Raw genomic sequence first — 14,262 nt, 5'->3', positions numbered from 1 at the left:
AAGACTTACGCCTGCACCGGCAACCTAAAACTCGCAATACTCCGCGAAAGCTGCTGCGCCTGCTCTTCCAGCGAGGCCGCTGCTGCCGCGGACTGCTGCACCAGCGCGGCGTTCTGCTGGGTCACGCCATCCATCTCGGTTACCGCCTGCCCGACCTGGCCGATCCCGCGGCTCTGCTCTTCGGAGGCGACGGAGATCTGCTCCATCAGCGTATTCACCTTATTCACCGACGAAATAATCGAATCAATCACCTCGCCCGAGCGGCTCACCAGCTCCGCACCGTTTTTCACGCTGGAGACCGACTGCGCAATCAGGCTCTCGATGTCTTTAGCCGCCACCGCGCTTTTCTGCGCGAGAGTGCGCACTTCGCTGGCCACCACTGCAAAGCCGCGGCCCTGCGTTCCGGCGCGCGCCGCTTCAACCGCCGCGTTAAGTGCCAGAATGTTGGTCTGGAAGGCGATGCTGTTGATCACGCTGGTAATGTCTTCGATGCGCTTCGAGTTCGCCGCAATGGTATTCATCGTGTCGATGACTTCACGGGTCACCGCTTCCCCGGTGTGGGCATTTTTCACCGCGTCCTGCACCAGTTTTCCGGCCTGATAGACATTATCGGTATTGTTCGCCACCGTCGCGCTCAGCTCCTCCATGCTCGCCGCCGTCTGGGTCAACGCGGAAGCCTGCTGCTCGGTACGCGAAGCCAGATCGATATTCCCGGCGGCAATCTCCTGCGCCGCGTGCGTCACGGTATGGCTCGCATCGCGCACCTGGGCGATGGTCGCCAGCAGTGCATGACGCATCTGCTCCATCGAGCCCATCAGGTGGTCGATTTCGTTGCTTGAACTCCCCTTCACTGGCACCGGAATGTCCAGCTTGCCCGCTGCAATCTGGCTGCAGTGCTCGCGCGCCAGGTTGACCGGGGCAAAGACAAAGCGCTTCATGAAGATGCTGACTGCAACGATCACCACCACAAACAGGCAGGCAATAACGGCAATCATCACCAGGCCGGAGACGAAATTGCTGCTCGCATCCTCGTTCAGGCTTTTAGCGTATTTCTGGTGGACTGAAAGCACCTGGTCGAGCACGATTTCGTACTGACGATCGAGACGGGAAACTTCCGGGATCAGCGCGTCAAATTTGGCGACATCGTGCGCCGCAGCGGCATCGATCAGCGGCGCCAGCCCCTGGTTGCGGTAGTTTTGCCAGGCGTCCTGATAGGCACTCACCAGCGGCGCTTCATCCGTCAGACGCGGCGAAGCCATAAACGCCGCAAAGGCATTGTCCGCTTTGGTCAGCGCCTCTTTCACTGCGGCAAGCTTTGCAGACTCGTCCGCCGCGTTGCCCGCTTCCACCATCTTCACGTACTCCATCACCCGCACGCGCAGCGTACGGCTGTGGTTGATGGGGTCAATAATCGACAGCACCACCTGGATCTCTTTGTTGACGTTATCCAGCGAGTTATTACTTTTAATGATGAGGCCAACGCTCGTCACGGTGCTGACGATAAAGAACAAAAGCAGCGAGAACAGGACAATCAGGGACGACTTTTTCAACGACATAAACCAATACCTCAAGGAGAATTATTCCTTATGGTTATCGGCGCATCCAAAACTTAAATTAATTAAAGTTATTGATGTATCGAACGACGCTATACCCCTGACTTATAGCGCCGCTGCAGGGTGGCATCCAGCTTGCGCTGCAATGGCTGCGGCGTCTCCCCTTCGATCAATTTGCCAATCAGATCAAAGCAGTGCCACGCCAGCTGGCGGTTGTCCTGCCGAATGGTATCCACCGGGATCGTCAGTGAATCGTAGAGATAGTGATCGTCAAAGCTGGTTAATCTGATATCGCTTTGCAACAGGTTGTGCTGGCCCATATAGCGCAGCACCCCTTCCAGCAGCCCGCAGGCGGCGGTGAAAAGCGCTTTTGGCGGACGCCCCAGGCGGGCGCAGAGTTCAGCAAACATCTCGTACCCGGAGCTCGGGTGATAGTTACCGTGAATGATCCACTCGGGGCGAAGCTCCACACCGGCCTCTCGCAGACCTTGCTTAAAACCGTCCAGACGGTCGCGCGTCGGAGACAGGCGAGGCTGGCCGCCGAGGAAGTAGAATTCATCCGGATGCTGGCGCGCAATGTCCGCTACCAGCGCCGCTGTCGGGGTAATGGAGTCGGTGATCACCAGCGGCAGCGCGCTGTCGTTCATGTGCCTGTCAAAAAGCACCACGGGCAGCTGCTCGCTGAGCTTCAGGTAGTCCGCATCGTTCAGCATGCTGGAGGCCACAATCAGCCCGTCCACCTGACGCGCCACCATATTGTTCACCACCACCGTCTCCTGCCCCGGATTTTCATCGCTGCAGGAGATAAGCAGCTGAACGCCGGCCTCGCGGCACAGCGTTTCCAGCTCGTGAGAAAAGACGGCGAAACCGTAGTTAGTGATCTCGGGAACGACCAGACCAATGGTGTGGCTGCGGTTATCGCGCAGCGAGCGGGCGTGAATGCTGGGCTGATAGTGGTGCTCTTTTGCAATCGCCAGCACGCGCTCGCGCGTCTCTTCCGCCACGCGAAGCTCTTTGCTGCGCCCGTTCAGGACCAGGCTGGCGGTGGCTTTTGACACACCCGCCAGCTCCGCGATGTCTTTAATGGTGACGCGTTTTGTTTTTCTCACAACGACTTAGATCCGGCTGCCAAAACCCTCATTCTATCATGCAGGCGCGCAGCGACCAGTAGCGTAATGTGATGTCGGACGCACCTTCGAATCGCACCCGGGCCGGATGGTCAGGAAAATAGCGGCTGCTCATCACCCCTTCACCGTGATTAATGAAAATTTCAACGCTTGAGCAGTCGCACAGAACGCGTAAATGACGAACCTCACCCTGCCAGTAGCGGGTCAATGTTTCACCGGTTTTCAGGCTCGCGCGTTCAAGGCGTAAACCCTGCTCATCGACCGTGAGGCGCAGCGCGCCTGCGAAATCGACATTCACCTGCGATGCGCCCAGCTCAAACTCCAGGCGCATCGCGTCCAGTTCCGGCGCCTCGCTGGCGCGCCCCTGCCAGCGCTGCTCATCTTCACGCAGCGCCGCCAGCTCGCGCGCCGGGGTCTGCCAGAGCCTGCCGTCACGATAGCGTAATTCACGCGGGCAGGTCATCTGGTGCATCCAGCCGTACGACCGGGTTGGCTGAAGCATCTCTTCCCCGTCCGGTACGCCCATCCAGCCGATCAGAATGCGGCGTCCATCCTCCGCCAGGGTGGTTTGCGGGGCGTAGAATTCAAAGCCCGCGTCCAGCTCGTGCAGATCGCCGTGATCGAATGCGGCGCTGGCATAGTCAAACGCCCCGCTCATCCAGGTGGCCGGATAGGTATTGAGGTAGCGATGCGGCTCGCGCGCCAGCCCCTGCGGGCAGCAGATCAGGACGTGCGTTCCGTCGAGGGCGAACAGGTCCGGGCACTCCCACATATACCCCGCTTCCGTCAGGCCGTTGACGCCGTGACCAGCGATCTCCCCGCAGGACGTCCAGGCATGCAAATCGGCTGATTTAAACAGCAGCACCTTGCCGCGCTTTTGCACATCCTGCGCACCCAGCACCATGTACCACTCCCCGTCGTGTTGCCACACCTTCGGGTCGCGCACGTGGCCGGTGTAGCCTTCCGGCAACGCCAGTACCGGCCCCAGCTTCGTAAAGGTTCCGTCCGGCTGCTCCACGGCGAGGCACTGCCAGGCGGTGCGGCTGCCGTCATCAAACTTAACGTTGCCGGTGTAGCACAGCGTGAGAACGCCGTGGTTGTCCACGGCGCTACCGGAGTAGCAGCCGTTTCGGTCATACTCTTCGTCGGGCATCAGCGCCAGCGGCTCATGTTGCCAGTGCACCAGGTCCGCAGAGCTCCAGTGCCCCCAGCATTTAAAGCGATGCTCGCAGTCCAGCGGGTTCCACTGATAAAACAGGTGGTAGCGTCCGGCAAACCAAATAAACCCGTTCGGGTCGTTCATCAGACCCGTCACCGGCGCGGGGTGCCACTGCGGGTAGTGGCTATCCGCCTGCGCGCGAGGCTGCCCTTTCATAACGGCCTGCAGGATCGCAGGCCAGCGGGAAAGTTGCGTCATTATTCAGAGTCCGTTTTATATTTCAGCAGCAGCGAGACGGTAAACGCCACGCCGAAGGCAATCACCATGCCGATGATATAGTTAAGGAGCGAGCTGGCCTGAACGATAGCCATGCCCGGAATAGCGGTCAGCCCGACGGCGGTCATGTAGACATGCACTGACACCACCCAGGCTCCGCCCGCCGCGCCGCCGATCAGCGCCGCGATAAACGGCTTCACAAAGCGCAGGTTGATACCAAAAATGGCCGCTTCGGTAATGCCCAGCATCGCAGAAAACGCCGACGGTAAGGTAATGGCTTTGATTTTCGCGTCTTTGGTTTTAAACCACACCGCCAGACAGGCGCCGCCCTGCGCCACGTTCGCCATGGCCCAGATCGGCAGCAGGAAGTTTACGCCAATCGACGGGTTACCCAGCAGCCCGGCTTCAATCGCGTGGAAGCTGTGGTGAATACCGGTGATCACAATCACCGAGTACAGCCCACCGAACAGCAGCCCGGCCAGCCAGCCCGCGTGTTCAATCAGCGTGCTCAGAATAAAGGAGATGCCGTCGCCCAGCGCGCGACCTGCCGGGCCGATAATCAGCAAGGCGATGAAGCCAGAGATAACGACGGTGAGGAACGGCGTCAAAATCAGATCCAGCGCGTCCGGGATCGCGCGGCGCAGGTTTTTCTCGACGATGCTCATAAACCAGACGGCCAGCAGCACCGGGAATACCGTGCCCTGGTAGCCAATCATCGCGATCTCAAGGCCGAAGAAGTTCATGGTGTGGAAGCCGGAGGCCACGCCCCAGGCGTTGGTCAGCGCCGGGTGGGTCAGAATGCCGCCCAGCGTCGCGCCCAGATACGGGTTCCCGCCAAATTCCCGCGCCGCGGTAAAGCCGATCAGGATTGGCAGAATGATAAACGCCGCCGAGCTGCACATGTCCAGCATGATGTAGAGGGCGTTATCCGCATTGACCCAGCCGTAGGTTTTCACCATGCCGAGCAGGCCCATCAGCAGGCCGGACGCCACAATGGCGGGAATGATCGGGACAAAGATATTGGAGAGCAGACGCGCAATGCGCTGGAACGGGTTCAGCTTGCGCGCCGCGATATCCGCCGCTTCAGACTTGCTGGACTCACTAATCCCCGCCGCCTGAATAAACGCGGCGTAGACCTTATTCACCACGCCCGTGCCGAAAATGACCTGCATCTGCCCGGCGTTATGAAAACAGCCCTTCACGCCCTCGACCTTGCCAATCGCCTGCCGATCGGCAAGCGCGTCGTCGACCAGCACCAGACGAAGACGCGTAGCGCAGTGCGCAGCGCTGGCGATATTTTCCTTGCCGCCCAGCAGCGGAATAAGCTCGCGGGCGATTTGATTAACATCCATAGATACCTCTGCCTGACTTCTTTTTATGATGTGCGAAACGCCCCCGCCAGGCGGGAGCGTGATGGGTTAAAACCAAGTTTCCATCTGGACCCCAAAGTTCCATTCCCCGCCAGCGTTGAAGCCGCTGCTGCCAAAGGCATCATTGCTGGCGTAATTATCCAGTTTGCTGCTCCAGTCCATCCAGGTGGCAAACAGGCGCAGCTCCGGGCGGCTGAAGAAATCGCCGATTTTGCTCGCTTTTAACGTTGGCGCAAAGGTCAGCTTGTAGAAACTGCCGTTCACGGCGTTACGGTCCTTGTAGCCTTCCGGATGTAAATCCATGTACTGATAGCTTCCCTCAAACGCCAGCGCGAAGTTCTGGGTCACCTCTTTAATCAGGCGGGTGTTGAGCGTCACCCACTCATAGCTGTCGCCCTTGACGTAGCGATCTTTGCTGCTCTGTGCCAGCACGGCAGGCGCGATACTCCAGCCACCGCCAACAGGCGTGACACCGTAACTTGCGAAGCGCCAGGTATCGGCATCAGACAGCAGCGCCCCGTCGGAACCGATGCTCTTAACTTCTGCGCCCAGGCCGTGACCGTACAGCAGCGCCGTTTTGGCACTCCCTTCCCGCAGGCCGTAGAAGCTCTCGTTGTGCAGCCCCACCAGGGCATGAACGCCGTTATTGGCCGCGTCGGTTTTGATGAGATCGCCGTTAGCGTCCTTACGATCGTCGTTATCCTTCGCCCGCAGGCCGCTCACCATCACCTGCAGCGGCCCGGCGAAGTGGTTCATGCTGAGGATGTAGTTCTGAACGTTATTGTCGGTCTGCTCCACGCTGCCGAAGTTGCGGCCGTAGATCGAGAAGTTGCTGCGCAGCGAGTCGTTCCACTTCACGTCGTAGACGCCGCCGCCGGTACCGGCCAGGAATACCACGTCGGAATCCAGCCAGTGAATGTCAAAGTTGTCGCGGTCGAAGCGTTTACCCGCCCAGAAGGTGCTGCCCTTTAGCGCGCCGGTAAAATCAGGCAGGTTACCCAGCTCCGCAAAGGCCTGGCGAATATTGAGATCGCTGGTATCGGCTGACCAGTCGTTATAGGTTCGCTGACCGTCGGCCAGCATCGCCTTGAAGCGCGTGGTCGCCCCGTTATCCAGGGTTTGCTTGTGCTCCAGGTTCAGCTCGACGTAGGTGTCGGCTTCGTTACCCAGACGCCCTACCGCACCGCCGGTTTCCCCGGCTGGCGTCAGGTACGGGCCGCTTTTGCTGCTGGAGGCCGCGTCGTTCATCAGCAGGCCGGAGCGGGCGTAGCCATGGAACTCAAATCCGCTGCTCTGGTCCGCTTTTTTCTCCAGCGCGGCGGTACGCTGCGCCACCGCCTGGGTTGTGGTTTGTGTCTGCTGCTGGGCGGCGACCAGCTGCTGCGTTTTTTGTTCGGCTTCGGTGGCGCGTTTTTCAGCGACCTGCGCACGCGCTTCAGCAGCCTGAAGGCGCTGCTCCATCGCGGCAAGGCGCGCTTCGATACTTGTCATATCCGTCTGGGCAAAAACAGAGGTACTGCCGGCCAGCATGCCTATCATCACGGCAAGTCTGCGTTTTTTATACATTTTGTCGCATCCCTAAAAGTATTAATCGAACGTGCTAAATTGCTAAACCGGTTTAGGCTGCTGATACTAAACCCGGGAATTTTGGATCGGCAATCTTTTTTGCTAAACCGATTTAGTAAGTGTGATCGAGGCGACAATTCAGGCCGCCGGACGGCGGCCAGTGAAGGAAGGATTACAGGTCGTGCTGCCAGGGCAACGCGGTCATCGCCCCCTTTGCCGTGGTGGCTAACGCGCCGCAGCGCTGGGCTAAGGCGATTGCCGGGACCAGCTCCTGACCGGCGGCCAGCCCGTAGAGCAGCCCGGCGACGAAGGCATCGCCCGCGCCAGTGGTATCGACACATTGCACAGGAGTAGCCGGATAGTGTTTCACCGCGCCCTGATCCCAGGCGATAACGCCCTCTTTTCCCTGGGTGACCAGCACCAGGCGCGCCGGGCAGCGCTGCATCAGCGTGTTCAGACCTTCTCTTACATCCGCATCGCCGGTTAAAAATGCCAGTTCCTCAACGGAGAGCTTGACCACGTCGGCGCTTTGCAGGGCCTGTTCCAGGCAGCGACACAGCGCGTTCTCATCCGGCCAGAGATCCGGGCGAATATTGGGGTCGAAGCTCACGTAGCCGCCCGCCTTCCGGATGGCGTCCATCGCCTGAAAGGTCGCCGAGCGGCTCGGCTCTGCGCTTAGCGCGATGGAACAGACGTGCAGCCACTCGCCCGCGCTGAACGTCGGCAGGTCAGCGGGTTCAAGAAACAGATCGGCGCTCGGGCGCACCATGAAGGTAAACGAGCGTTCGCCGTGGTCATCCAGATCCACCACCACCGTAGAGGTGCGGTGCGCCGGGTCAAGGCGCATATGCTTCACGTCGACCCGCTCGTCAGCGAGCGTTTTCGCCATAAAGCGCCCGAAAGGATCGTCGCCAACCCTGCCGATAAACGCGCTTTTGCCCCCCAGCCGGGCAATGCCCACCGCGACGTTTGCCGGTGCGCCACCGGGGCACTGCAGTAATTTCCCTTCGCCATCGGGCAATAAATCCACCACCGCATCGCCAAGTACCCAGATTTTTTCCATGTGATCCTCTTAGCTAAACTATATTAAACCGTTTTAGCTATTTAAGCACAGGCAGAGAAAAGGGGAAATAACGCGGGAGGAAAATTGCCTAACGCTTCAGATGCGGCCAGCGAATATCGCCAACGCCGTTAAGCTGCGGGCGGGCAAACAGGAAGCCCTGGAAGCGGCGGATCCCGGCAGATTCTAGCCAGCACCACTCCTCTATTTTCTCGATCCCTTCGGCCACCAGGGTAATTTCAAGATCGGAGCAGCAGCTGATGATGGAGCGCACAATCGCCTGCTTCGGGCCGCTGAGATGGATATCGCTGATGATTTCGCGGTCGATTTTGATTTTATCCGGCTGGAAGCGGGTCAACAGCGAAAGACCGGCATAGCCCGAGCCAAAATCATCGATCGCCAGGCCTACCCCCTCACCGCGAAGCCGCTTGATGGCGCTGTTAAACTGGTTGAACCCGGAGATCATCTCGTTTTCAGTAACTTCAATGACCACCTGCTCCGGCTGAAGGCCATGCTTTTTAATCTCATCGACCAGAAATTCCACCGCGCCAGGGACATTCACAAGCGACATGGGCAGCAGGTTTACCGCGATTTTATGGCTTCCAATGCCCAGCTTTTCCGCCAGCGCGAAGGCATACGCTTTCGTCTGGAGATCGACTTCATAGATTTCCGCCGGGTCCAGGGAGCTGAAGAAATGTTCCGGGCTGCCGCCGTCATTGCTACGGATAAGCGCCTCAAGGGAGCTGATTTTACCTTCCGAGGGCTCGACAATTGGCTGCAGCGCAAACTGGCAGGTTTGCCCGGCAATCAGGCCCAGATGTTCGCCAAAGGGTAGCGCTTCGGTCGAGAGCGTCCATTTGTCCGAGGTGTAACGCGTCCCCGACGGGGCCGGACGTTTACCGGTTATAAAGGTCTGAATAAATTTGAACACCCGATCGTCGGAGGTCAGATAGCTGTCCAGCTTGCTGTAGCGCAGGACCGACTGCAGCACCTCTTTCGGCGACTGCGTCTGCAGATCGAACAGCAGCATCCCGACGTTTTCGAAGCGTCTGCGCGGACCGTAATCCCGCATCAGTTCCACCACCCCACTGTGCCGCTTGTCCTCACGGATGGTGTGGAACAGTTTGACCACACTCTCTTCCGACCCTTCGAGGATCTGCAGAACGTCATTCCCTTTTGCCAGGAGGACGCCGGTAATATCCAGTTTTGTGTTGCGGCCCCTGGCGCGCTCCACCAGCTCCCGCAGTTCGGTGGACGGGCGGGATAAATTCAACTGGCTTCGGTAGATCAGCGTCGTCAGCACAAAAAGTGGTTCCAATGATAATGAGAGGTGCCTTGAAGCTACTATGTAACATACTTAATCAATGCGACCTAACATATTCACGCTACAAGGGAACATTACTTTTCCCCATCGCCAATCCTGCTGTCGATCCTCTCCTGCATATAGTCGTAAAACGGGTTCGAGGTGACCCGCATCAGCGCCTCTTTTCCGACGCTCAACACGGACGTTTCTCCCCACAGCGCAATTGTCCCCAGGCTTATCCCGTAGCGGTTTTTCACCCCAGGTTCGCGGCCATAGAGATCGTCATCCGGCGGGAACGGCACGGCGATATGCGACAAGGAATAGACATCCTGCGGCCAGGTCTGCACAAGCGGCACAACCGTCTCCCGCGTGCTGCCTGCTAGCGTTGTTTTCGCCACCGTCGAGAAACTGTGTGCGTCCGCATTGGTAATAATCGTGACACCGTAACGTCTCTGCGCAACCGGCAGCAGCGCCGAGGTTGCCGTCCAAGACGACGGCTTGAACAGCGGACGGAAGCTGGCCGCCTGGTTGATATCAAACACCACCAGCTCGCTGCCGTTTGCCGGAAGCTGGTCAAACAGGCCGGTCACCACCGCGCGGGTGCTGACCGTAGAATCCATCACCGACTGGAACGCCAGGATCGGCGGCAAATTCGCCAGCCTGTTCTCCCGCGCCTCGCGGCCAATCTGCTCCTGCAGGGCCTTCGTCAGCAGCCACGACTGGCGGGCGGCGTTCACCGGGAACGAGTTGTATTTATACGGATTATATTCCGGGGAGATATTCAGCCACGCCGCTTTGGCAAACGCCGGCAGCAGCGCTGGTAGCCCCGCAAAACCGGCAAACCGCGCAAAGGCCGTCACGCCGATCATTGGTGAGAGCAGGATTACCTGCTGTGGTCGACGAAGCGCAGAGGAATCCAGCGCATCGAGAGCATATTTCATCGCCAGCGCCCCGCCGTTGGAGTACCCCACCAGATGCAGCGGCACGTTATCCCCCGTCAGGCGCGTGGCTTCCCGCACGGCAAGACGCGTCGCCGCGAGCCACATCTCCCAGTCAACGTCGGTCAGCGCGCCGGGCGCGGTGCCGTGTCCGGGCAGGCGCGGAACCACGGCCACAAAGCCGTGCCGCTGATAATTTTCGGCAAGGTGCCTGACGCTGTAAGGCGAGTCCGTCAGTCCGTGCAGCAATACCACCGCGCCACGAGGTTTTCCTGCTGGCATCAGCACAAACGAACGGTTGGCATCGGGCGTGAACTGTCCCGGCCAAACCAGGCTCTGGCGATAATAGCGGTTTAGCGGCGTTTGTTCCTCGCCCGCTGTTTTCGCCGTCACCGCCCTATCAAGCTCGGCGAAAATGGCGTTTTCCCGGGCAACATACCCGGCAAAGTTGGCGTTATCGAGTTCACGCACGGACATCTCGTCCGACCGCCAGGTGTGCCAGAGGTGCAGGTCCGGCCCCTGCTGCGAAAGATAGACCCGCACTGCCAACAGGACGACCAGGACGATCCCCACGACCATCCCTGTTTTCTTTGCCAGCGCCGCCAGGCGCACGCTGATTCGCCAGGGCAAATTCGCCATGCCGGGATCCCTTTTATGTTCACTATCCTTTTATCTTATCAAAAATGTGAACGGACTGACGTATTCATCAAATTCATACCTGCCGCGTCAGCCGCTGCACCAAAAGTGAACTACGCTGCACAAATGTTGATCATTGGTTAACTAAATATTGCGTGAAATTAACAGCACGGCGGGTTTTTACCTCACCGTGAACATGGCACGCGTCGTGCATTGTTAACCCGGTAACACAAATCCAGCTTTTGACAGCCAGTTAACAGCGAGGCGGTATGACGACTAAACCCGAGATGTTGAGCCGTATCGAAGCGACGTTCAGCCAGCTCACTCCCAGCGAAAAGCGGGTCGGGAGCTGGCTGCTGGCGCACGCCGCACAAATCCCGTTTGAAACCGCGGAGAGCGTCGGTCTGGCGAGCGGGACCAGCGGGATCACCGTCGGACGCTTCCTGCGCAAGCTGGGGTATCGCAACCTGGAAGATGTCAAAAAGAGCCTGCGCGATCCGTATCAGCCCTGGGGCATGAACGAGCGGCTGGACTCCTGGCAGCAGCAGCGTCCCCTGCCCAACCGCCTTCAGCATGCCCTGTCGCTGGAGGTGGACGCCATTACGCAGGTGTATCAGCTGGCGCAAACGGACGCCTTCCGTCAGGTGGTGCACAACCTGGCCCACGCCGACGCGGTGTTTGTGCTGGGGATCCAATCCACGCGCGGGATCGCCAACGCCTTCTTCAGCCATCTCGAGTACCTTCGCCCGCGCGTGAGCTATTCCGAAGGCGCGTCCGGCAGCTGGGTGGAATCCCTCAACTCCGGGTTTTCGCACCCTTACGTTGTGCTGACCGATACGCGCACCTACTCCACGATGGCCCGTCAGTACTGCCGCGTGGCGAGCGAAAAAGGGATCCCGTTGGCCTTAATCACCGACATCTGGTGCCCGTGGGCGCGGGATTACCCGATGGATTTACTGCAGGTGAAAACCGATACCGGTCATTTCTGGGATTCGCTTGCCCCCGTGAGCTGTCTGTTCAACCTGCTGCTGTCGGGCGTGGTGGAAGCGCTGGGTGATACGCTCCCGGCGCGTCTGGCGGTAAACCGACAATTACAACAAGAGTTTGGTCAATTCGAACGCTAAAGGAGCGGAGCTATGCCCGATGAGAGTGAACTGATTAACGTGGCGAAGACGTTTCCCTCGCTGCATATCGATCTGAAGTACGCCACCGCCGACAACATCACCGGCAGGCCGATCTATCAGGAGGCGCTGTGCCTGCTGCATACCGACGCCGCCACCGCGCTGGCAAAAGCCATCAGCATTGCCGCCCTGGCCGGGCTGAAGCTGGTGGTGTATGACGCCTACCGGCCGCAGCAGGCGCAGGCCCAGCTGTGGGACGCCTGCCCGAACCCGGAGTATGTGGTCGATGTGGCAATTGGCTCCAATCACAGCCGCGGTACGGCCATCGACGTCACCCTGATGGACGAGCATAACAGCGTGCTGGATATGGGCGCCGGCTTTGACGAAATGCATGACCGTTCGCATCCCTATCACCCTTCCGTACCCCCGCACGCCCAGCGCAACCGTCTGCTGCTGAATGCCATCATGTTCGGCGGCGGTTTTGTGGGGATTAGCAGCGAATGGTGGCACTTCGAACTGCCGAACGCCGCCAGCTACCCGCTGCTTGAAGACCGTTTTGCCTGTTTTCCCCTGACGCACACCTCTCTTTAACCTGGAGCACTGCCATGAAAACATCGCTTTTCACGACTCTGATTGCCGCCACGCTGGCGTTGAGCGCCCCGCTGGCGCTGGCCGCCGTCCCGAAAGACATGCTGGCGATCGGTAAAGCCGCCGACCCGCAAACGCTCGACCCTGCCATCACCATCGATAACAACGACTGGACCGTCACCTATCCATCCTACCAGCGACTGGTCAAGTACAAGCCCGGCTCTACCGAGGTGGAGGGCGATCTGTCGACGGGCTGGAAGGCGTCCGACGACCAGAAAGAGTGGACCTTTACCCTGGCGGATAACGCCAAATTCTCCGACGGCACGCCGGTCACCGCCGAAGCGGTCAAACTCTCCTTTGAGCGCCTGCTGAAGCTCGGCCAGGGGCCGTCTGAAGCCTTCCCGAAAGATCTGAAAATTGATGCCGTCGATGACCACACGGTGAAATTCACCCTCAGCCAGCCGTTCGCGCCTTTCCTCTACACGCTGGCAAACGACGGGGCGTCCATCATTAACCCGGCGGTGCTGAAGGCTAATGCCGCGGACGACGCGCGCGGTTTTCTGGCGCAAAATACCGCCGGTTCCGGGCCGTTTATGCTGAAGAGCTGGCAGAAAGGCCAGCAGCTGATCCTGGTGCCGAACCCTCACTGGCCGGGCGACAAGCCGCACTTTAAGCGCGTCTCGGTGAAAATTATCGGCGAGAGCGCTTCGCGCCGACTGCAGCTTTCCCGCGGCGATCTGGACATTGCCGACTCCCTGCCGGTCGATCAGCTTGCGGCCCTGAAGCAGGAAGGCAAAGTCGCCGTCGCGGAATACCCCTCCCTGCGCGTGACCTATCTCTATCTCAACAACAGCAAAGCGCCGCTCAATCAGGTGGATTTACGCCGGGCCATCTCCTGGGCGACAGACTATGAGGGAATGGTAAAAGGCATTCTGAGCGGCAACGGCAAGCAGATGCGCGGCCCGATCCCGGAAGGCATGTGGGGCTTTGACGCCGCGGCAATGCAGTACAGCTTCGACGAGGCCAAAGCCAAAGCGGCGCTGGAGAAGGTCAAAGACAAGCCCGCCAGCCTGACCTTCCTATACTCGGACAACGATCCGAACTGGGAGCCTATCGCCCTCTCCACTCAGGCGAGCCTTGGCAAGATCGGCATTAACGTCAAGCTGGAAAAACTGGCCAATGCCACCATGCGCGACCGCGTCGGCAAAGGCGATTACGACATTGCCATCGGCAACTGGAGCCCGGACTTTGCCGACCCGTACATGTTTATGAACTACTGGTTCGAATCGGACAAAAAAGGGCTGCCGGGCAACCGCTCGTTCTATGAGAACAAAGAGGTGGATTCGCTGCTGCAGGCCGCGCTGAAAACCACCGACCAGGCGGAACGCACCAAAGATTACCAGCAGGCGCAAAAGGTGGTGATTGACGAAGCGGCCTACGTCTATCTGTTCCAGAAGAACTACCAGTTGGCGATGAACAAAGAGGTCAAAGGCTTCACCTTTAATCCGATGCTCGAGCAGGTGTTCAACATCGCCACCATGAGTAAATAACGGTTCTCGCCGGGG

The 14,262-nt window shown here is 59.2% G+C and carries 11 protein-coding genes; 3 read left to right on the top strand and 8 right to left on the bottom strand.

Annotation, left to right across the window (positions count from 1 at the left end):
- Positions 1 to 5: 5 nt before the first annotated feature.
- From IM295_RS16660 to IM295_RS16625, 8 genes are all read right to left on the bottom strand, one after another.
- Entirely contained in the window at positions 6 to 1,556 is a 1,551-nt protein-coding gene (locus IM295_RS16660; RefSeq protein ID WP_028013213.1) for a methyl-accepting chemotaxis protein, read from the bottom strand.
- Between the two features lie 89 nt (positions 1,557 to 1,645).
- On the bottom strand, positions 1,646 to 2,662 hold the full coding sequence (locus IM295_RS16655) for a LacI family DNA-binding transcriptional regulator (protein WP_193066988.1): 1,017 nt from the start codon (positions 2,660 to 2,662) through the stop codon (positions 1,646 to 1,648).
- Between the two features lie 28 nt (positions 2,663 to 2,690).
- The gene (locus IM295_RS16650) at positions 2,691 to 4,097 is read right to left on the bottom strand and encodes a sucrose-6-phosphate hydrolase (RefSeq protein ID WP_193066987.1); all 1,407 of its coding nucleotides are present in this window, start codon (positions 4,095 to 4,097) and stop codon (positions 2,691 to 2,693) included.
- Positions 4,097 to 5,467, bottom strand: a complete 1,371-nt coding sequence (locus IM295_RS16645) for a sucrose-specific PTS transporter subunit IIBC (RefSeq protein WP_028013216.1) — start codon at positions 5,465 to 5,467, stop codon at positions 4,097 to 4,099. The genes IM295_RS16650 and IM295_RS16645 overlap by 1 nt, the downstream gene beginning before the upstream one ends.
- A 66-nt stretch (positions 5,468 to 5,533) precedes the next feature.
- Positions 5,534 to 7,051 (bottom strand): carbohydrate porin, encoded by a 1,518-nt coding sequence (locus tag IM295_RS16640; protein WP_193066986.1) that lies wholly within the window; start codon positions 7,049 to 7,051, stop codon positions 5,534 to 5,536.
- 172 nt (positions 7,052 to 7,223) lie between these two features.
- The gene (locus tag IM295_RS16635) at positions 7,224 to 8,114 is read right to left on the bottom strand and encodes an aminoimidazole riboside kinase (RefSeq protein ID WP_193066985.1); all 891 of its coding nucleotides are present in this window, start codon (positions 8,112 to 8,114) and stop codon (positions 7,224 to 7,226) included.
- Positions 8,115 to 8,202: 88 nt separating this feature from the next.
- Positions 8,203 to 9,414, bottom strand: coding sequence for a diguanylate phosphodiesterase (locus tag IM295_RS16630; protein ID WP_193067114.1), 1,212 nt, complete (start codon positions 9,412 to 9,414; stop codon positions 8,203 to 8,205).
- 95 nt (positions 9,415 to 9,509) lie between these two features.
- Positions 9,510 to 10,991, bottom strand: coding sequence for an alpha/beta hydrolase (locus IM295_RS16625; RefSeq protein WP_193066984.1), 1,482 nt, complete (start codon positions 10,989 to 10,991; stop codon positions 9,510 to 9,512).
- Positions 10,992 to 11,257: 266 nt separating this feature from the next.
- Here IM295_RS16625 and IM295_RS16620 point away from each other — a divergent pair, with 266 nt between their 5' ends.
- The 3 genes from IM295_RS16620 to IM295_RS16610 are packed head-to-tail and all read left to right on the top strand — an operon-like array spanning position 11,258 to position 14,247.
- Positions 11,258 to 12,112: a MurR/RpiR family transcriptional regulator gene (locus tag IM295_RS16620; protein ID WP_193066983.1), complete on the top strand. Its 855-nt coding sequence runs from the start codon at positions 11,258 to 11,260 to the stop codon at positions 12,110 to 12,112.
- Between the two features lie 12 nt (positions 12,113 to 12,124).
- The gene (gene ddpX / locus IM295_RS16615) at positions 12,125 to 12,700 is read left to right on the top strand and encodes a D-alanyl-D-alanine dipeptidase (RefSeq protein WP_088205473.1); all 576 of its coding nucleotides are present in this window, start codon (positions 12,125 to 12,127) and stop codon (positions 12,698 to 12,700) included.
- Between the two features lie 14 nt (positions 12,701 to 12,714).
- Positions 12,715 to 14,247, top strand: coding sequence for an ABC transporter substrate-binding protein (locus IM295_RS16610; RefSeq protein WP_193066982.1), 1,533 nt, complete (start codon positions 12,715 to 12,717; stop codon positions 14,245 to 14,247).
- Positions 14,248 to 14,262 lie beyond the last annotated feature (15 nt).

The sequence above is a fragment of the Enterobacter cloacae complex sp. P14RS genome, from assembly GCF_014895895.1.
Lineage (GTDB): Bacteria > Pseudomonadota > Gammaproteobacteria > Enterobacterales > Enterobacteriaceae > Enterobacter > Enterobacter bugandensis.
Note: the sequence above shows the minus strand (reverse complement) of the source record. Positions and strands in the feature narration are given on the sequence as shown.

Excerpts from the sequence above, each read along its gene's own strand:
- IM295_RS16660 (WP_028013213.1), bottom strand. The coding sequence starts at position 1,556 with ATGTCGTTGAAAAAGTCGTCCCTGATTGTCCTGTTCTCGCTGCTTTTG.
- IM295_RS16650 (WP_193066987.1), bottom strand. The coding sequence starts at position 4,097 with ATGACGCAACTTTCCCGCTGGCCTGCGATCCTGCAGGCCGTTATGAAA.
- IM295_RS16645 (WP_028013216.1), bottom strand. The coding sequence starts at position 5,467 with ATGGATGTTAATCAAATCGCCCGCGAGCTTATTCCGCTGCTGGGCGGC.
- IM295_RS16640 (WP_193066986.1), bottom strand. The coding sequence starts at position 7,051 with ATGTATAAAAAACGCAGACTTGCCGTGATGATAGGCATGCTGGCCGGC.
- IM295_RS16635 (WP_193066985.1), bottom strand. The coding sequence starts at position 8,114 with ATGGAAAAAATCTGGGTACTTGGCGATGCGGTGGTGGATTTATTGCCC.
- IM295_RS16625 (WP_193066984.1), bottom strand. The coding sequence starts at position 10,991 with ATGGCGAATTTGCCCTGGCGAATCAGCGTGCGCCTGGCGGCGCTGGCA.
- IM295_RS16620 (WP_193066983.1), top strand. The coding sequence starts at position 11,258 with ATGACGACTAAACCCGAGATGTTGAGCCGTATCGAAGCGACGTTCAGC.
- ddpX (WP_088205473.1), top strand. The coding sequence starts at position 12,125 with ATGCCCGATGAGAGTGAACTGATTAACGTGGCGAAGACGTTTCCCTCG.
- IM295_RS16610 (WP_193066982.1), top strand. The coding sequence starts at position 12,715 with ATGAAAACATCGCTTTTCACGACTCTGATTGCCGCCACGCTGGCGTTG.